The 17,100-nt window shown below is 52.3% G+C and carries 18 protein-coding genes; 10 read left to right on the plus strand and 8 right to left on the minus strand.

The genetic code is table 11. From position 1 onward, the window contains the following. Positions 1-277: 277 nt before the first annotated feature. The 6 genes from csgB to OGV50_RS11715 all read left to right on the plus strand — a co-directional run bounded on the left by csgB (position 278) and on the right by OGV50_RS11715 (position 4,156). Positions 278-733 (plus strand): curli minor subunit CsgB, encoded by a 456-nt coding sequence (gene csgB, locus OGV50_RS11690; RefSeq protein ID WP_024130451.1) that lies wholly within the window; start codon positions 278-280, stop codon positions 731-733. Positions 734-773: 40 nt separating this feature from the next. After that, entirely contained in the window at positions 774-1,229 is a 456-nt protein-coding gene (csgA, locus tag OGV50_RS11695) for a curli major subunit CsgA (protein WP_024130450.1), read from the plus strand. 60 nt (positions 1,230-1,289) lie between these two features. Beyond that, positions 1,290-1,622 carry a curli assembly chaperone CsgC gene (gene csgC / locus OGV50_RS11700; protein WP_115181732.1) on the plus strand — a complete coding sequence of 111 codons (333 nt, stop codon included), beginning with the start codon at positions 1,290-1,292 and terminating at the stop codon, positions 1,620-1,622. Between the two features lie 156 nt (positions 1,623-1,778). Beyond that, positions 1,779-2,102 carry a YmdA family protein gene (locus OGV50_RS11705; RefSeq protein WP_047457582.1) on the plus strand — a complete coding sequence of 108 codons (324 nt, stop codon included), beginning with the start codon at positions 1,779-1,781 and terminating at the stop codon, positions 2,100-2,102. 97 nt (positions 2,103-2,199) lie between these two features. Continuing rightward, a complete protein-coding gene (gene ymdB / locus OGV50_RS11710; RefSeq protein ID WP_130028452.1) occupies positions 2,200-2,733 on the plus strand; it encodes an O-acetyl-ADP-ribose deacetylase in 534 nt (177 codons plus the stop codon). Further along, positions 2,726-4,156: a phospholipase D family protein gene (locus OGV50_RS11715; RefSeq protein WP_080975442.1), complete on the plus strand. Its 1,431-nt coding sequence runs from the start codon at positions 2,726-2,728 to the stop codon at positions 4,154-4,156. Before ymdB ends, OGV50_RS11715 begins: the two co-directional genes overlap by 8 nt. An 18-nt stretch (positions 4,157-4,174) precedes the next feature. On the opposite strand, the gene mdoC is transcribed toward OGV50_RS11715, so the two are convergent. After that, the gene (gene mdoC, locus OGV50_RS11720; RefSeq protein WP_012132882.1) at positions 4,175-5,335 is read right to left on the minus strand and encodes a glucans biosynthesis protein MdoC; all 1,161 of its coding nucleotides are present in this window, start codon (positions 5,333-5,335) and stop codon (positions 4,175-4,177) included. Positions 5,336-5,606: 271 nt separating this feature from the next. Here mdoC and mdoG point away from each other — a divergent pair, with 271 nt between their 5' ends. The 3 genes from mdoG to OGV50_RS11735 all read left to right on the plus strand — a co-directional run bounded on the left by mdoG (position 5,607) and on the right by OGV50_RS11735 (position 10,015). After that, positions 5,607-7,142 (plus strand): glucans biosynthesis protein MdoG, encoded by a 1,536-nt coding sequence (gene mdoG, locus OGV50_RS11725; RefSeq protein WP_077956924.1) that lies wholly within the window; start codon positions 5,607-5,609, stop codon positions 7,140-7,142. Continuing rightward, positions 7,135-9,663 (plus strand): glucans biosynthesis glucosyltransferase MdoH, encoded by a 2,529-nt coding sequence (gene mdoH / locus OGV50_RS11730; protein WP_047457577.1) that lies wholly within the window; start codon positions 7,135-7,137, stop codon positions 9,661-9,663. The genes mdoG and mdoH overlap by 8 nt, the downstream gene beginning before the upstream one ends. Positions 9,664-9,787: 124 nt before the next feature. After that, positions 9,788-10,015 (plus strand): YceK/YidQ family lipoprotein, encoded by a 228-nt coding sequence (locus OGV50_RS11735; protein ID WP_024130446.1) that lies wholly within the window; start codon positions 9,788-9,790, stop codon positions 10,013-10,015. On the opposite strand, the gene OGV50_RS11740 is transcribed toward OGV50_RS11735, so the two are convergent. The 3 genes from OGV50_RS11740 to OGV50_RS11750 all read right to left on the minus strand — a co-directional run bounded on the left by OGV50_RS11740 (position 10,016) and on the right by OGV50_RS11750 (position 12,775). Then, positions 10,016-10,390, minus strand: coding sequence for a MysB family protein (locus OGV50_RS11740; protein WP_012132878.1), 375 nt, complete (start codon positions 10,388-10,390; stop codon positions 10,016-10,018). It lies immediately after the preceding gene. An 81-nt stretch (positions 10,391-10,471) separates the two neighbouring features. Then, positions 10,472-11,692: a multidrug efflux MFS transporter MdtG gene (mdtG, locus tag OGV50_RS11745; protein ID WP_071258243.1), complete on the minus strand. Its 1,221-nt coding sequence runs from the start codon at positions 11,690-11,692 to the stop codon at positions 10,472-10,474. Between the two features lie 162 nt (positions 11,693-11,854). Continuing rightward, a complete protein-coding gene (locus OGV50_RS11750; RefSeq protein WP_047457570.1) occupies positions 11,855-12,775 on the minus strand; it encodes a Kdo(2)-lipid IV(A) acyltransferase in 921 nt (306 codons plus the stop codon). Between the two features lie 218 nt (positions 12,776-12,993). Between OGV50_RS11750 and trhO the strand changes: the two genes are divergently transcribed. After that, entirely contained in the window at positions 12,994-14,046 is a 1,053-nt protein-coding gene (gene trhO / locus OGV50_RS11755; RefSeq protein ID WP_047457567.1) for an oxygen-dependent tRNA uridine(34) hydroxylase TrhO, read from the plus strand. A gap of 235 nt (positions 14,047-14,281) precedes the next feature. On the opposite strand, the gene OGV50_RS11760 is transcribed toward trhO, so the two are convergent. The 4 genes from OGV50_RS11760 to solA all read right to left on the minus strand — a co-directional run bounded on the left by OGV50_RS11760 (position 14,282) and on the right by solA (position 16,971). Continuing rightward, positions 14,282-14,857: a YceI family protein gene (locus tag OGV50_RS11760; RefSeq protein ID WP_012132872.1), complete on the minus strand. Its 576-nt coding sequence runs from the start codon at positions 14,855-14,857 to the stop codon at positions 14,282-14,284. Beyond that, positions 14,854-15,426, minus strand: a complete 573-nt coding sequence (locus tag OGV50_RS11765; protein WP_012132871.1) for a cytochrome b — start codon at positions 15,424-15,426, stop codon at positions 14,854-14,856. The genes OGV50_RS11760 and OGV50_RS11765 overlap by 4 nt, the downstream gene beginning before the upstream one ends. Positions 15,427-15,688: 262 nt before the next feature. After that, positions 15,689-15,802 (minus strand): YceO family protein, encoded by a 114-nt coding sequence (locus OGV50_RS11770; protein WP_047457560.1) that lies wholly within the window; start codon positions 15,800-15,802, stop codon positions 15,689-15,691. Positions 15,803-15,852: 50 nt separating this feature from the next. Next, positions 15,853-16,971 (minus strand): N-methyl-L-tryptophan oxidase, encoded by a 1,119-nt coding sequence (gene solA / locus OGV50_RS11775; RefSeq protein WP_047457557.1) that lies wholly within the window; start codon positions 16,969-16,971, stop codon positions 15,853-15,855. Positions 16,972-17,100: the final 129 nt, after the last annotated feature.

A 17,100-nucleotide genomic window follows, 5' to 3' on the forward strand; every position in this document is an offset into this window, starting at 1 on the left:
ATGCAGAAAACGGTTTTTCCCTCTCACTGGCAGAAATGTTTAGCCCGCTACAGATAAGAAAATAAATTTTTCGTAAATAACAGTGGAGTCAACAGTGAATTAGCACTTTGGTGTGACGCTGAATATCAAAATACCACTCGCGGGTGAGTTATTTAAAATGTTTCCACGGACATACTCTTCATCGTAACGCGGCGTTAACAAAAAACGAATCGCGTTAACAGTCAAATTGAAATGCTTTTAAATTAACGTAATGTACGACCAGGTCCAGGGTGACAACATGAAAAACAAATTGTTATTTATGATGTTAACAATACTGGGTGCGCCTGGGATTGCAGCCGCGACAAGTTATGATCTGGCAAATGCGGAATATAATTTTGCGGTAAATGAATTAAGCAAGTCTTCATTTAATCAGGCAGCCATTATTGGTCAAAAGGGCACTCATAATAGTGCAAAAACACGCCAGGACGGCTCAAAACTTTTATCTGTTATTTCACAAGAAGGCGGAAATAACCGGGCGAAGATTGACCAGTCAGGAGCTTATAACCTTGCATATATTGATCAGGCGGGTTACGCCAATGATGCAAGTATATCGCAAGGCTCTTATGGTAATACTGCAATGATTATTCAGAAAGGTTCTGGTAATAAAGCAGATATTACGCAGTACGGTACGCAAAAAACAGCAGTTGTAGTGCAGAGACAGTCGCGCATGGCTATTCGCGTTACGCAACGTTAATACCATGACGACTTTTAAATCAATCCGATGGGGGTTTACCATGAAACTTTTAAAAGTGGCAGCATTCGCAGCAATCGTAGTTTCTGGCAGTGCTCTGGCAGGTGTTGTTCCGCAGTGGGGCGGTGGCGGCGGTCATAATAATGGCGGTAATAATTCCGGCCCTGAATCTACCCTGAGTATTTTCCAGTACGGTAGCGCAAACTCTGCTCTTGCTCTGCAAAGCGATGCTCGTAAATCAGATCTGTCCATCAAACAATATGGTCATGGTAACGGCGCAGACGTAGGCCAGGGCGCTGACAACAGCGGCATTGACCTGACCCAGAATGGGTACAGAAACAGCGCGACTATCGATCAGTGGAATGCCAAAAACTCTGATATCGTTGTGAGCCAGTTTGGTGGCCGCAACGGCGCGCTGGTTAACCAGACTGCGTCCGACTCCCAGGTATCGGTTACTCAGGTCGGCTTCGGCAACAACGCCACGGCTAACCAGTACTGATTCAGGTCGGGTACTCATAATAAACAGGGCGAAAGCCCTGTTTTTTTTCGTGAGGATATGATGAATACGCTATTACTCTTTGCCGCGCTCTCCAGCCAGATTACATTTAATACCACGCAACAAGGTGAAATTTACACCATTGTCCCCCAGGTTACGCTCAGTAAACCCTGCGTGTGCGAAGTCCAAATTTTTGCCGTTCGTGATGGGAAAGGAGGGCAAAGCCGTACACAGCAGAAAACAACCCTTTCTTTGCCCGCTAATCAACCCATTGATTTAACGAAACTCAGTTTAAATATTTCCCCGGAGGACTCGGTAAAAATTATCGTTACCGTTTCCGACGGGCAGTCGTTGCATTTGTCGCAGCAATGGCCATCTCCTGAGAAATCATCTTAATCATTTGATTTATTTGGTGATTGTTTGTGGCAGGGGATGGATTACTGTTCTATGAATTATAGAGAGGCAACAACGTCGTTTCCGTTCACCGCGAGCGTCGCAGTGGAAGGAAAACTCCGATCCTTCAAGTATGATTGATCATTGAGGAGCTATTGTATGTTTGCGTTGTGTTCGAAAAATATCCTCGGAGCAGGCCTTGGCGTCTGCATTCTCTTTTCTTCCTCTGTTACAGCTCAACAAATCACTACCGGCGGCGTTATTCATTTTCGTGGTCAGATTGTCGAACCTCCTTGTGAGGTCAGTGCCCGGCAACAAAATATTGACATGACATGCGTGAATAATGGCCAGATGAAAACTAACCGTTTTACCCTGCAACAGGTTACAACTGCCCCGCAAAGCCTTCGACAAATTGCATCCGTGAGAGTCAACTATCTCGATCCGCAACAACGTCTGGCAATTATGAGTATTGAATACCAATAAACGCATCTGTCAGAGATAAAATCGTTCGATTAAAAAACGCGATTTCATTGAAAGCCCTGCTGTACACTTAGGCTATAGGTTAAGGTAAGGGGGATCTATGAAATCGCGTATTCATGTACAACATGGCGACATAACCCAACTCACGGTAGATGTGATTGTTAATGCTGCCAACGCTTCATTACTGGGGGGCGGTGGCGTTGACGGCGCGATTCATCGTGCAGCGGGTCCGGCGCTACTGGAAGCCTGCAAAAAAGTCAGGCAGCAGCAGGGCGAGTGCCCGGCAGGACACGCAGTCATCACTCTGGCAGGCAATCTGCCGGCGAAAGCGGTGATCCATACGGTGGGGCCCGTCTGGCGTGGCGGCGATCACAACGAATCCCAGCTCCTGGAAGATGCCTATTTCAACAGTTTGCAACTGGTGCTGGCCAATGGCTACCGGTCTGTCGCGTTTCCGGCGATCAGCACCGGCGCTTACGGCTACCCACGCCCCGCCGCCGCAGAGATCGCTGTCAATACGGTTGCGGGTTTTCTTGCCCGCCACGCGCTACCTGAGCAGGTATACTTTGTCTGTTATGATGAAGAAACTGCCCGACTTTACGAGCGATTACTGACCCAACAAGGTGATGAGTGAGTTGACCCGACTTGAGCGCGCTGTTACCCCGCTGTGTGAACGTCATCCCGGCGAATGCGGCATTCTCGCCCTGGATGACAGCCTGGATGCCTTTGCCGCACGCTATCGATTAACAGAAATGGCTGAGCGCACCCTGGATGTGCAGTATTACATCTGGGAGGACGACATGTCCGGGCGTCTGCTGTTTTCGATATTATTGGCGGCGGCAAAACGCGGCGTTCATGTTCGCCTGCTGCTGGATGATAACAATACGCCGGGGCTTGATGATACGCTGCAACTGCTGGATAGCCACCCCAATATCGAAGTGCGCCTGTTTAATCCTTTCTCTTTTCGTATGCTGCGTGCGCTGGGGTATTTAACCGACTTTGCCCGGCTTAATCGGCGTATGCATAATAAAAGCTATACGGCAGATGGCGCAGTCACCATTGTCGGCGGGCGGAATATTGGCGATGCCTATTTTGGCGCAGGTGAAGAGCCGCTGTTTTCCGATCTCGACGTGATGGCGATTGGCCCTGTCGTAAAAGACGTGGCGGATGATTTTGAACGTTACTGGCACTGCAAATCGGTTTCAACGCTGCAAAAAGTGTTGTCGCTGTCTGAGCAGGAAATCACCCGACGCATTGACTTACCGGATTCCTGGTACAACGACGACATTACGCGCCGCTATTTGCATAAGCTGAAAACCAGCCACTTTATGTCCCATCTTGATCGCGGCGCTTTACCGCTGATATGGGCGAAAACCCGTTTGCTCAGCGACGATCCTTTAAAAGGCGAGGGGAAAGCGCAGCGTCATTCGCTTCTGCCGCAACGCCTGTTCGATGTGATGGGGTCGCCAACGGAACGTATCGACATTATTTCCGCCTATTTTGTTCCCACCCGGGCGGGCGTCGCGCAACTGCTGCAACTGGTGAGAAAAGGGGTCAGGATCGCGATTCTTACCAATTCACTGGCGGCGAACGATGTGGCGGTCGTCCATGCGGGCTATGCGCGGTGGCGTAAAAAACTTCTGCGCTACGGCATTGAGCTCTATGAGCTTAAACCCACTAACGGGCATGCGGCTGAACTTCACGATCGTGGTTTAACCGGTAACTCAGGCTCCAGCCTGCATGCGAAGACCTTCAGCATTGACGGGAATAAGGTTTTTATCGGTTCGCTCAATTTCGATCCCCGATCGACGTTACTCAATACCGAAATGGGGTTTGTGATTGAAAGCGAAACGCTGGCAACGCTGATTCATAACCGTTTTATGCAGAGCCAGCGTGATGACGCCTGGCAACTGCGGCTGGATCGTTGGGGAAGAATTAACTGGGTTGATCGCCACCTGCGTGACGAGGTGGTACTGAAAAAAGAACCCGCCACAGGATTCTGGAAGCGGGTTCTGGTGCGACTGGCGTCTGTCTTGCCCGTCGAATGGCTGCTTTAACGCCCTTCAGCGGGCAGCTTAACTGGCGACAGCCTTGCTGTTATCACGTTTAACCGCGGGTTTGCCCGAAAATAAAAATTTCAGTACGGGAACCCGTAAATGCAGTTCATACAGAACCAGCGCAATACCGATAACAAAGACCAGCCCGCATAAAAAGCCCAGCAGATTCGACGTAATATGCGGCGTAATATACGCGCCGAAAAACAGCGTTAGTGGATGATGCACCAGATAGATGAAAAGCGATGCATTCACAAAATAGGTGACGCGAGCGGACTGGAAATTAAGTAAACGGTGGCCCAGCGAAAAGACCACGTTAACCATCCACAATCCCATCAGCATGGTAATGACGTATTCTGTTTCATACATCCAGGCATCGCCGCTGCCATAACGCTGGTTCAGCAGGTAGGCAACGAAGGCGAGCGCCGCAGCCAGCGTGCATCCGCGTGACGGTACGGTAAACAGCGCTTTCAGCGCCGGGTTGATGAATGCCAGCGCGCCCAGGATAAAGAAAGGGAGATAAAACAGCGTTTGCATGACGACGAAATTGAACATGCCATCGCTAAGAATAGAGGGATAAATGATAAAAATGGCGCGTCTCAGCGCGGCGTAACCGACGCCAAGGATAAAGAAGATAAGCGTCAATTTGGTCATCGAAACGGCGGCGAATAACGGCTTCGTTGTGCGTTCCGCGCTTTTTTTGATTTGGCTGAATGCCCACATGCTCAGGGTTGTTAATACAACAAGCACTAATAAAAACCACAGATGAGAAATTAATTCCCAGGCCAGCGTATTGTATTTCTCATACAAAGAAAGCGTGTGCCAGTTCTCGGTTTTTCCTTTGACAAATTGCAGCATGATAAATTGCGGCAAGGTGAGTAAAGGAATGGCCGTCAGCATAGGAATACCTACGCGTTCAACACGCACTTTCCACCAGCGTTTTAATGGATAACGCAGGAATAACATGTACGAAAAATAACCGGAAATAACAAAAAAGACCTGCATGCGAAATGCGTGGACAAAATCGTTAAACAGGGTCAGCCACCATGAGGGCTCTGCGCTGTTGATATGCCAGGTATGGCTTGAATATATCAATGAGATATGAAAGGGGATCCCCAACAACATCAGCCAGGCGCGGATGGAGTCAAGAAAATATTCACGCTGTGGAGGTACTGGATTCATAGATAGATACATATTCTCAGACTTTTCGTCTTATCCCTGGGACGAATAATGTTTACATTCGGGGGCAACCCTACACGAAGTCCAACAACCTGTCTCCAGGATAAGCACGCAAAGTGAAAACAGGAGCAAAACCTGCTTAATCCATGAGCCAGCGCGCTGAACAAAGCCGGGATTCAGTTGTCGGATTGCCTGATTATCCATTAAAATGGATCGGATCGATATAAGCACACAAAGGGGGAAGTGCTTACTTATTATGAAACATAAACGACAAATGATGAAAATGCGTTGGTTGGGCGCGGCGGTAATGTTAACGCTGTACACATCGTCGAGTTGGGCGTTCACCATCGATGATGTTGCAAAACAAGCTCAATCCTTAGCCGGTAAAGGCTATGAGGCGCCGAAAAGTAACTTGCCCTCCGTTTTCCGCGACATGAAATATGCGGACTATCAGCAGATCCAGTTTAACCGTGATAAAGCGTACTGGAGCAATATCAAGACCCCATTCAAGCTCGAGTTCTACCACCAGGGTATGTACTTCGACACACCGGTCAGGATCAACGAAGTTACCGCGACGACGGTAAAAAGAATCAAATACAACCCGGACTATTTCAATTTTGGCGATGTTCAGCATGATAAAGACACCGTCAAAGACCTCGGCTTCGCCGGGTTCAAAGTGCTGTACCCGATCAACAGCAAAGACAAAAACGATGAAATCGTCAGCATGCTCGGTGCCAGCTATTTCCGCGTCATTGGCGCAGGCCAGGTCTATGGTCTTTCCGCGCGTGGTCTGGCGATTGATACCGCGCTGCCTTCCGGTGAGGAATTTCCCCGCTTTCGCGAGTTCTGGATTGAGCGTCCAAAACCGACTGACAAACGTTTGACCATCTATGCGTTGCTCGATTCCCCGCGTGCGACCGGGGCATACCGCTTCGTCATCATCCCTGGGCGTGACACCGTGGTGGACGTTCAGTCGAAAGTCTACCTGCGTGATAAAGTCGGTAAACTGGGCGTTGCGCCGTTAACCAGCATGTTCCTGTTTGGGCCGAACCAGCCGTCTCCGGCAACCAACTATCGCCCGGAATTGCACGACTCTAACGGGTTGTCTATCCATGCGGGCAACGGTGAATGGATCTGGCGCCCGCTGAATAACCCGAAACATCTTGCGGTGAGCAGCTATGCGATGGAAAACCCGCAAGGGTTCGGCTTGCTGCAACGCGGCCGCCAGTTCTCGCGCTTTGAAGATTTAGACGATCGCTATGACCTGCGCCCAAGCGCCTGGATCACGCCGAAAGGCGAGTGGGGCAAAGGGAAAATCGAACTGGTGGAAATTCCGACCAACGATGAAACTAACGATAACATCGTGGCCTACTGGACGCCGGATCAACTGCCTGAAGCAGGCAAAGAGATGAACTTCAAGTACACCATGACGTTTACCCGCGATGAAGAGAAACTTCATGCGCCGGAGAATGCCTGGGTTCAGCAGACGCGTCGCTCTACGGGCGATGTCAAACAGTCTAACCTGATTCGCCAGCCTGACGGCACCATCGCCTTCGTCGTGGATTTTGTCGGCACAGATATGAAAAAACTGCCGCAGGATACCCCTGTCACGGCGCAAACCAGTATTGGCGATAACGGTGAAATCGTTGAGAACTCAGTGCGTTATAACCCGGTGACGAAAGGCTGGCGTTTGACGCTGCGCGTAAAAGTGAAAGACGCGAAGAAAACCACTGAAATGCGTGCTGCGTTGGTGAATGCCGATCAGCCGTTGAGTGAAACCTGGAGCTACCAGTTACCTGCCAATGAATAAGACAACTGAGTATATTGACGCAATGCCGCTTTCAGACATTGAGAAAGCGGCGCTGCCGAAAACGGACATCCGCGCCGTCCATGAGGCGCTGGATGTTGAGCATCGAGCTTACTCGCGAGAAGACGATTCACCGCAGGGATCTGTTAAAGCGCGCCTTGAGCAGGCCTGGCCGGATTCGCTGGCCGAAGGGCAACTGATTAAGGATGATGAGGGACGCGATCAGTTGCAGGCAATGCCGAAAGCGACGCGTTCTTCTATGTTCCCCGATCCCTGGCGCACCAACCCGCTGGGGCGTTTCTGGGACCGCTTGCGCGGCCGGGACGTGACGCCGCGTTATCTCTCCCGCCTGACGAAAGAAGAGCAGGAGAACGAGCAAAAATGGCGTACCGTCGGGACAATCCGCCGCTACATCCTGTTGCTGCTGACGCTGGCGCAGACGGTGGTTGCAACCTGGTATATGAAGACCATTCTTCCTTACCAGGGCTGGGCGCTCATCAATCCCGCCGACATGATCGGGCAGGATCTGTGGGTCTCCTTTATGCAACTGCTGCCGTATGTGCTGCAAACCGGCATCCTGATCCTGTTCGCCGTGCTGTTCTGCTGGGTGTCTGCGGGGTTCTGGACCGCGCTTATGGGCTTCCTGCAACTGCTGATTGGCCGCGATAAATACAGTATTTCGGCGTCAACGGTGGGAAATGAGCCGCTGAATCCAGAGCACCGTACCGCGTTGATTATGCCTATCTGCAACGAGGACGTTGACCGCGTGTTCGCAGGGCTACGCGCTACGTGGGAATCGGTTAAAGCCACCGGCAACGCAGCGCATTTCGACGTCTATATCCTGAGCGATAGCTACAACCCCGATATCTGCGTGGCGGAACAAAAAGCGTGGATGGAGCTGATTGCTGAAGTGCAGGGCGAAGGACAGATTTTCTATCGCCGTCGCCGCCGTCGTGTGAAGCGCAAAAGCGGCAATATCGATGACTTCTGCCGTCGCTGGGGCAACCAGTACAGCTACATGGTGGTGCTGGACGCTGACTCGGTGATGACCGGCGAGTGTCTGAGCGGCCTGGTGCGTCTGATGGAAGCGAACCCGAATGCCGGGATCATCCAGTCGTCGCCGAAAGCGTCCGGTATGGATACGCTGTATGCACGTTGCCAGCAGTTTGCTACCCGCGTGTACGGCCCGCTGTTTACCGCCGGGCTGCACTTCTGGCAGTTAGGCGAATCGCATTACTGGGGCCACAACGCGATTATTCGCGTGAAGCCATTCATCGAACACTGTGCGCTTGCGCCGCTGCCGGGCGAAGGATCGTTCGCGGGTTCCATCCTCTCGCACGACTTCGTGGAAGCGGCGTTAATGCGTCGTGCAGGGTGGGGCGTCTGGATTGCCTACGACCTGCCGGGTTCGTATGAAGAACTGCCGCCGAACCTGCTGGATGAACTTAAGCGTGACCGCCGCTGGTGTCATGGCAACCTGATGAACTTCCGCCTGTTCCTGGTGAAAGGAATGCACCCGGTTCACCGTGCGGTGTTCCTGACGGGGGTTATGTCTTACCTGTCGGCGCCGCTGTGGTTTATGTTCCTGGCGCTTTCCACCGCTTTGCAGGTAGTTCATGCGTTGACCGAACCGCAATACTTCCTGCAACCGCGCCAGCTGTTCCCGGTCTGGCCGCAGTGGCGCCCCGAACTGGCGATTGCGCTGTTTGCATCCACGATGGTGCTGCTGTTCCTGCCGAAGCTGCTGAGTATTATGCTCATCTGGTGTAAGGGCACAAAAGAGTATGGCGGATTTGTGCGCGTAACGCTGTCGCTGCTGCTGGAAGTGCTGTTTTCTGTGCTGCTGGCGCCGGTACGCATGTTGTTCCACACGGTGTTTGTGGTGAGCGCATTCCTCGGCTGGGAAGTGGTCTGGAATTCACCGCAGCGTGACGATGACTCTACTCCGTGGGGTGAAGCCTTCATGCGTCACGGTTCCCAGCTGCTGCTCGGCCTGGTATGGGCGGTTGGCATGGCCTGGCTGGATTTACGTTTCCTGTTCTGGCTGGCGCCGATTGTCTTCTCGCTGATCCTGTCGCCGTTTGTGTCCGTGGTTTCCAGCCGTTCAACGGTAGGCTTGCGCACCAAACGCTGGAAACTGTTCCTCATCCCGGAAGAGTATTCCCCGCCGCAGGTGCTGGTGGATACTGACAAATACCTGGCGATGAACCGCAATCGCACGCTGGATGACGGCTTTATGCACGCGGTGTTTAATCCGTCGTTTAACGCGCTGGCTACGGCGATGGCTACGGCCCGTCACCGCGCCAGTAAGGTGCTGGAGATTGCGCGCGACCGCCATGTGGAGCAGGCGCTGAATGAAACGCCGGAAAAACTGAATCGCGACCGCCGTCTGGTGTTGTTGAGCGATCCGGTGACGATGGCGCGTTTACACTATCGCGTCTGGAATTCACCGGAAAGATACTCATCGTGGGTTAACTACTATCAGGGTATCAATCTGAACCCACTGGCGTTGCAGAAGAAGTAAGCCGTAGCGGCCTGATAAACGTGGCGTTTATCAGGCCGACAAATATGCGCTGACAATTATCTGAAAATACCGGCCTGCTGCCGGTATTTTTTTATACTGAACAAAACGACGAATGAGGTATCCGGTGCGAATAATCGTGGTTGGCGTAATGGCGCTACTTCTGAGTGGGTGCGGCAGCATCATTAGCAGGACGATCCCCGGACAAGGGCACGGCAATCAATACTATCCCGGCGTGCAGTGGGATGTCCGGGATTCCGCGTGGCGCTATGTCACGGTTCTCGATCTGCCGTTTTCACTGGTTTTTGATACGCTGCTGCTGCCGCTGGATATACACCACGGCCCTTATGAGTAGTTAACGCTCATCCCACTCATCCGCCGCAGTCTGGCCTTCTTCGGTATCCAGAGGCGGCTCAAGCTGAAATTCACCGTCATCCCACTCATGCAGAGTGTTCTCTTCCAGCCACTCCTGACGAATCTCTATCTCATCATAATCGCCGTCAAAGACGCTTTGCGCCGCTTCGCCACTCAGCATTGGCAGACATTCGCCTTCTTCGCCTTCATCGGCAAAAAACTCGGCTTGCCACATGATGTCGCCATCCTGTAGCACGTATTTCTGGATATTGAGTTGTTGAACATTGGCTTCATCTTGTTCGAGTTCCGGGTTGTCAGCCAGAAACTCTTCACGGGCTGCATCAATGGCTTCTTCCAGCGTGGCGTACATAGTCATCACTGTCTCCCTTTGATTTGATGAGGTATTCAGGGAAAGAATAGCTGATTCTCCGGTTTTGCAAGTATGAAAGCGCAAAAATCATTTTGCCGCGAGGGTCTCTCTGCGCCGCCGCAGGCTGTTCCACGAATAAATTGCGTTGAACAACACGACGCCTGCGGTGACGCAAAACACGGCGCGAAAACCGTAGCTGGCAGAAATAGCCGCCCCCATTAACGGGCCTGTGACGTTGCCAATATCGCGAAATGACTGGTTGTAACTGAAGATGCGCCCGGCGATCTGATTGCTGGCGTTATAGACCAGCAGAGTCTGTACGGCAGGGAGCAGGGCGCCGTCCGCCGCGCCAAGTAAAAAGCGCAGCACGCCAAGCTGCCAGGGCGTTTGTACGAATGACATCGGGATCAGCAGCAGGACAGAGATAATCAGGGCGGTAATCAGGATCTTTTCGGGGCCAATGCGATCGCCCAGTTTGCCGAGCCGGGGCGCGCTGAGCAACGCCGCCACGCCGGGCACCGAGGCGATCATTCCGCTGATAAATGCGATATTGCTGACGTTACCGGCTAACTCTCGCACATATAACGTCAGAATAGGCGCGATCGATCCGGTTGCAACCTGAATGATCAGCGTGGTGACGAACAGACTCAAAACCAGCTTTGGGTTTTTTAGTGAGCCAACGACCTCCCGGACGTGCAACATCTCCTTTTTGCTGACAGGCTGAAAACGCTCGCGAATAAAAAAGAGCGTCAGTAAGAAACAGACCAACAGCACGCTGGCGGTGATGAAAAAGACAGGGCGTAATCCGTACTGGTCGGCAAGTAATCCGCCCGCCAGAGGGCCGAGCAACGCGCCGCTGACGCCGCCAGTAGAAAGCGTTCCTAACGCCCAGCCGCTCTTATTACGCGGCACCTGAGTGGCGATAAGCGCATTTGCGTTTGGCACAAATCCGCCGAGCAGACCTAACAATGCGCGCAGGATCAGAAACTGCCAGATGTTCTGCGCCAGCCCCATCAGCAGCATAACCATCGCCATGCCGAGGGCTGAGCGCAGCAGCATGATCTTTCGCCCTTTGCGATCGGCCAGCCCGCCCCAAAAAGGCGAGGCAATAGCGGAAAACAGGAAGGTGATACTGAAAACCAGCCCCGACCACATATTCAGCGCGCTGTGGCCCGTTACGCCGAGCTGCTCAACGTAGAGGGGTAAAAATGGCATCACCAGGCTAAACGCCGCGCCGGTCAAAAAACAGCCCAGCCAGGCTACGGTGAGATTGCGTTTCCAGTTTATGGGGACATCAGAGGGTGACATAGCGATCCGCAGTGTGATGCGCTGTTTGCGCTATCATCAGAATAAAAATAAGGCAATACTCTCTTATTATGCGCCTGCCTGCTGAGGGCGGCAATGTGAGTAGCTTTTAAAGCTAAAAGAGGCGATGAAAAGGTGCAACCGTCGCCCGCTGCACCTGATAAATCAGTAACGGGAAGGCATACCTTCAGGACGCGTTTTGAAACGGCGGTGCAACCACATGTATTGCTCGGGCGCCATCATGATGCATTTCTCTACGATCGTGTTCATCCAGGCCGCGGTGGTTTCGGCGTCATCCAGCGGTGGTGAGCATTCCGGCGGCAGGAGAATCAGCTCATAGCCTTTGCCATCGGGTTTACGACGCGGAACAAACGGCACCAGACAGGCGTTGGACATCCGGGAGAGCATCCAGGTTCCTGACGTGGTGGCGGCCTGTTCCACGGCAAACAGCGGGACAAACACGCTGGCGCGCGGGCCATAGTCATGATCCGGCGCATACCAGACCACTTCACCTTTTTTTAGCGCTTTGATCATGCCTTTCAGGTCTTTGCGATCGAGCATCGACTTGTTGGAGCGCATACGTCCCCAGGTTTGTAGCCAGTCGAGCAACGGATTGTCATTCGGACGATAAACGCCAATGCCAGGCTGTTGCAAACCAAACTGGCGCGCGCCCAGCTCCAGCGTCAGAAAGTGCAGGCCAACCAGCAGAATCCCTCGCTCCCGGGCCTGAACGTCGCGGATATGCTCAACGCCGCTGACATCTGTCCAGCGTGAAATACGGCGGTCGGACCAGAACCAGGCCATGCCGGTTTCCATCACGCCCATCCCGACAGACTCGAAGTTCTTCACCACCATCTGGTGGCGTTCTTGCTCGCTCATCTGCGGAAAGCACAATTCAAGATTACGATAGGCGATGCGGGCGCGGCGCTTCATAAAACGCAACGCCAGACGTCCCATTGCACAACCCAGTTTGTAAATCACCGGGTAGGGCAATTGCACGACCAACCAAAGAGCACCAATACCCAGCCAGGTTAACCAATAACGTGGATGCAGTAGCGCAACGGAGAACTTAGGTAAATTCGTCATCTCTATCCTGTCTGTAAACGAGCAATTCCCTGTATTGTCGCATTTTTTCGTGTACAGCAAAAATTTGTGGTTGGAGAACGACGATAAAAGCGGCAATTGTTGTTAATTTCTTAGTATGAAGAATGAAATGTAGCGCAAAATGTGTGGATGTAAATTGGCGATGTTTGCTTTATGATGCCGCCCGATTTCATTTTTACTGATTGCAGGATACGTACACCATGCCAGTGTTACACAACCGCATTTCGAACGATGCGCTTAAAGCCCGGATGTTAGCTGAAACGGAGCCGCGCACGACCATCTCTTTTTATAAATATTTCACGATCGTCGATCCGCAGAGCACGCGCGACGCGTTGTACCAGATGTTTACCTCGCTGAATGTTTTTGGTCGCGTTTATCTGGCGCGTGAAGGCATTAACGCACAGATCAGCGTGCCGCAAAGTCAGGTCGCGGCGTTTCGTGAGCAGCTGTATGCGTTTGATCCCGCATTAAACGGCTTGCGTCTGAATATTGCGCTGGACGATGACGGTAAGTCCTTCTGGGTGCTGCGTATGAAAGTACGTGAGCGGATTGTGGCTGATGGTATCGACGATCCGAATTTTGATGCCAGCGACGTTGGCGAGTACCTGAAAGCGGCGGAAGTGAACGCCATGCTGGACGATCCTGATGCCGTGTTTATCGACATGCGTAACCACTACGAATATGAAGTGGGGCATTTCGAAAATGCGCTGGAAATTCCGGCTGATACGTTCCGCGAACAGTTGCCAAAAGCTGTTGAAATGATGCAGGAGCATAGAGACAAGAAAATCGTCATGTATTGTACGGGCGGTATTCGTTGTGAAAAAGCCAGCGCCTGGATGAAGCATAACGGTTTTAACAAAGTGTGGCACATTGAGGGCGGCATCATTGAGTACGCGCGTAGGGCGCGCGAGCAGGGACTGCCGGTGCGTTTCATTGGTAAGAACTTTGTGTTTGATGAGCGCATGGGAGAGCGGATCTCTGATGAGGTTATCGCGCATTGTCACCAGTGCGGCACACCGTGCGACAGCCATACCAACTGTAAAAATGATGGTTGCCATCTGCTGTTTATTCAGTGCCCGGCTTGCGCCGAGAAGTTTAAAGGCTGCTGTAGCGAGCTGTGCTGTGAAGAGAGCAGTTTGCCGGAAGAGGAACAGCGCCGTCGCCGCGCTGGCCGTGAGAATGGCAATAAAATCTTCAATAAATCGCGTGGCCGCCTGAATACCCAACTGGGCATTCCCGACCCGGCGGAATAACGTAGCGCCATCCGGCATTACGCCCGGTGGCGCTTCGCTTACCGGGCCTACAATGTGTGCTGAAGGCGACGCTGTCATCCGGCATTATGCCCGGTGGCGCTCCGCTTACCGGGCCTACAATATGTGCTGAAGGCAATGCCGTCATCCGGCATTATGCCCGGTGGCGCTTTGCTTACCGGGCCTACAATGTGCGTTGCTGTAGGCCGGATAAGGCGAAGCCGCCATCCGGCATTCGTTACTTCTGCTGTACGCCTTCCACCGAGATAATCAGATCGACTTCCTGCGATGCAGGGCCGAGGTCGGTGGTGATGTTGAAGTCTTTCAGCTTAATTTTACCTTCCGCTTCAAAGCCCGCGCGCTTCCCGCCCCACGGATCGTCACCCTGGCCGATCAGCTTCGCTTCCAGCGTGACCGGTTTGGTGACGCCATTGAGCGTCAGGTCGCCGGTGATATCCAGCTCGTCGCCATCTTTTTTCACGCTGGTCGAGGTAAACGTCGCCTGCGGGAATTTCGCCACGTTCAGGAAATCAGCGCTACGCAGGTGCTTATCACGCTCCGCATGGTTGGTATCAACGCTGTTGGTGTTAATGGTGACGTTCACTTTATCCGCTGCCGGATTTTTTTCATCGAAGGTAAATGTCCCGTCGAAATCTTTGAACGTCCCGTACAGCCAGCTGTAACCCAGGTGCTGGATACGGAAGTTAACGAAGGCGTGTTGTCCCTCTTTATCAATTTTATAGTCTGCCGCGATTGCAGAACCAGTGGTGAATAACAGGGAAGCAAAAGTCAGTCCCAGCAGGCTTTTTTTCATTTTTCAACTCCATAGTCAGGCGACGATCTCCCCAGCATACGCTTCAGGGTGTCGTCTTTATCGATGAAATGGTGCTTCAGGGCCATTAGCCCATGCAGAACAGACAAAATCACAACGCTCCAGGCCAGCCACAGGTGCAGGCTACCGGCAAGATCGGCCTGAGCGCCCGCGTCGGCCAGCGTGGCGGGCACGTCAAACCACCCAAACACGCTGATCGGTTTGCCGTCGGCGGTTGAGATCAGATAGCCGCTGATCACAATGGCGAAGAGCAGAAGATACAGCGCAAGGTGGCCCACCGCCGCACCCAGACGGGTCAGGCGTGAATAGCTTTTCAGCGCCTTTGGCGGTGGTGAGACGAAACGCCAGAAAACACGTATAACCAGCCCCATCATTAGCAGGATGCCGATACTTTTATGCAATTCCGGCGCCTGGTGATACCAGCCATCGTAATAGCTGAGCGTCACCATCCATAAACCCAGGGCAAACATGCCGTATACAACAATGGCGACCAGCCAGTGAAGCAATACAGAAATGGCGCCATAGCGCTGAGGAGTATTTTTGAATTGCATAAACACACCAATGGATATTTCAGGAGAGAATGAAAATGACCTGTTAGAGACATTAATGCAACTAATAAATAACAATCATGGCGATATTTGTTTTTATTTCAATAAAATTGATTGAATTTGTCATTCTGCGTCAGAAGATTCGAGGTGATTAGCGGTTTTATCTATATAGGGCAGGAGGGCGGGAGGTTTCTTATTGGTCAAATTATTACAATGAAAGTTAGAGTAATCTCAGGTTTTGTCAATTTTTGTCAGCTGAAATAAATTAAAAGAACATGATATAAATAATGTCCATGATGGCCAGCAGCGACCATAAAATAACGTAGAGCATAAAATGCTCACGAATATTATTGATCAGATAGTGAAAAATACGACGCACAGCCTGACTCCTCAAAAAGAAACGGCCCCGTTTGCGAGGCCATTGGGTCATTATTGCGTAAAGCGGTTCAGTTTGAATGGCGTCAGGTCAAAAGCCGGCGATTTACCCTGCGCGAAATCGGCGGCAATCTCACCCAATACCGAGGCGAACTTAAAGCCGTGGCCGCTCAGACCGGTGACGATCAGCGTATTATCATGTCCCGGTAATGTATCGATAATAAAATCTTCATCCGGGGAATTATCATAGGTACAGGCGGCGCCGTTCAGGCAGCAGCCAATGCCGGGCAGGATAGTGCGCAGGAAGGGGAACGCTTCGGAACCATCGCTGGCGACGGCGGCAAACGGCTTGCGCTCTTCCGGTGAGTGAATCAACTGACCACCGTTGTGTTTTCCTATTTTTAATGCGTCGTTTTCGGCGGGAAAACCGTAATACTGATCGCCGTTCGGGAGTTCTCCAGTGAACGCCGGGAAGTTATTTTTCATGCTGTAGCGCCCGTCAGCCTGATACCAGGCAAAAACTTTACGAACGGGTTGGATGGGGAGTTCCGGCACCAGCGCCTGTACCCATGTACCGGCACTGATCAACACTTTCTTCGCGCGGTATTCGCCGTCAGCGGTTTCAACGGTAACGCCGTCGCTATCGTGATGAAGGGCGGTGACGGGGCAGTTAAAGAGCTGCGCACAGCCAGCCTCTTCGGCAAGGCGAACCCAGGTTTTGATCGCCAGTTCACTGCGCAGAAAACCGGAGTCCGTTTCGAACAGGCCAATGTAGTTGTCAGGGACGCGAATTTCAGGCCAGCGTGCCATGATGGCGGCGGCATCCAGTTGTTCAACGTTCAACTGCCATTGCTGTGCGCTATGCGCCACGTTCGCCAGAAATGGCGAGTCCGCCGGGCCGAGGTTTATGACGCCGGAGCGGACGAAGATGGGATCTTCATTATGCGTTGAAAGCTCTTCCCATAACGTTTGCGCACGCAGCACCAGAGGAACGTATTTCTCACCCTCGCCATAAGCGTGACGGATTAACCGGGTATCGCCGTGATGGCTGCCCTGTTGATGTGGCGGCATATGGGCATCTGTCATCAGAACCTTCAGTCCGGCGCGAGTGGCATAATATCCGGCTGCGGCGCCGACGGAACCGCTGCCAATAATGATTAAGTCGTATTTCATCAGCTTCTCTCTGCTATCGCGATTATTGCAGGGTAAATAAGTGAATTGAGATATACAAGTTATACTCGTCATGCTTTCGGATTGCCGTCGCGGCGGCGCGTTTGTCGGCCGATTTTCTGTCAGTGGAAT

It is taken from the genome of Citrobacter sp. CK180 (assembly GCF_030333655.1).
Lineage (GTDB): Bacteria > Pseudomonadota > Gammaproteobacteria > Enterobacterales > Enterobacteriaceae > Citrobacter_B > Citrobacter_B koseri.

What these genes read in the sequence shown, in the direction of transcription:
- mdtG (WP_071258243.1), bottom strand. Translation starts at nt 11,692, where the DNA reads ATGTCACCCTCTGATGTCCCCATAAACTGGAAACGCAATCTCACCGTA.
- ymdB (WP_130028452.1), top strand. Translation starts at nt 2,200, where the DNA reads ATGAAATCGCGTATTCATGTACAACATGGCGACATAACCCAACTCACG.
- OGV50_RS11740 (WP_012132878.1), bottom strand. Translation starts at nt 10,390, where the DNA reads ATGACTATGTACGCCACGCTGGAAGAAGCCATTGATGCAGCCCGTGAA.
- OGV50_RS11715 (WP_080975442.1), top strand. Translation starts at nt 2,726, where the DNA reads ATGAGTGAGTTGACCCGACTTGAGCGCGCTGTTACCCCGCTGTGTGAA.
- OGV50_RS11765 (WP_012132871.1), bottom strand. Translation starts at nt 15,426, where the DNA reads ATGCAATTCAAAAATACTCCTCAGCGCTATGGCGCCATTTCTGTATTG.
- mdoG (WP_077956924.1), top strand. Translation starts at nt 5,607, where the DNA reads ATGATGAAAATGCGTTGGTTGGGCGCGGCGGTAATGTTAACGCTGTAC.
- mdoC (WP_012132882.1), bottom strand. Translation starts at nt 5,335, where the DNA reads ATGAATCCAGTACCTCCACAGCGTGAATATTTTCTTGACTCCATCCGC.
- OGV50_RS11705 (WP_047457582.1), top strand. Translation starts at nt 1,779, where the DNA reads ATGTTTGCGTTGTGTTCGAAAAATATCCTCGGAGCAGGCCTTGGCGTC.
- solA (WP_047457557.1), bottom strand. Translation starts at nt 16,971, where the DNA reads ATGAAATACGACTTAATCATTATTGGCAGCGGTTCCGTCGGCGCCGCA.
- csgB (WP_024130451.1), top strand. Translation starts at nt 278, where the DNA reads ATGAAAAACAAATTGTTATTTATGATGTTAACAATACTGGGTGCGCCT.
- csgC (WP_115181732.1), top strand. Translation starts at nt 1,290, where the DNA reads ATGAATACGCTATTACTCTTTGCCGCGCTCTCCAGCCAGATTACATTT.
- csgA (WP_024130450.1), top strand. Translation starts at nt 774, where the DNA reads ATGAAACTTTTAAAAGTGGCAGCATTCGCAGCAATCGTAGTTTCTGGC.
- mdoH (WP_047457577.1), top strand. Translation starts at nt 7,135, where the DNA reads ATGAATAAGACAACTGAGTATATTGACGCAATGCCGCTTTCAGACATT.
- trhO (WP_047457567.1), top strand. Translation starts at nt 12,994, where the DNA reads ATGCCAGTGTTACACAACCGCATTTCGAACGATGCGCTTAAAGCCCGG.
- OGV50_RS11750 (WP_047457570.1), bottom strand. Translation starts at nt 12,775, where the DNA reads ATGACGAATTTACCTAAGTTCTCCGTTGCGCTACTGCATCCACGTTAT.
- OGV50_RS11760 (WP_012132872.1), bottom strand. Translation starts at nt 14,857, where the DNA reads ATGAAAAAAAGCCTGCTGGGACTGACTTTTGCTTCCCTGTTATTCACC.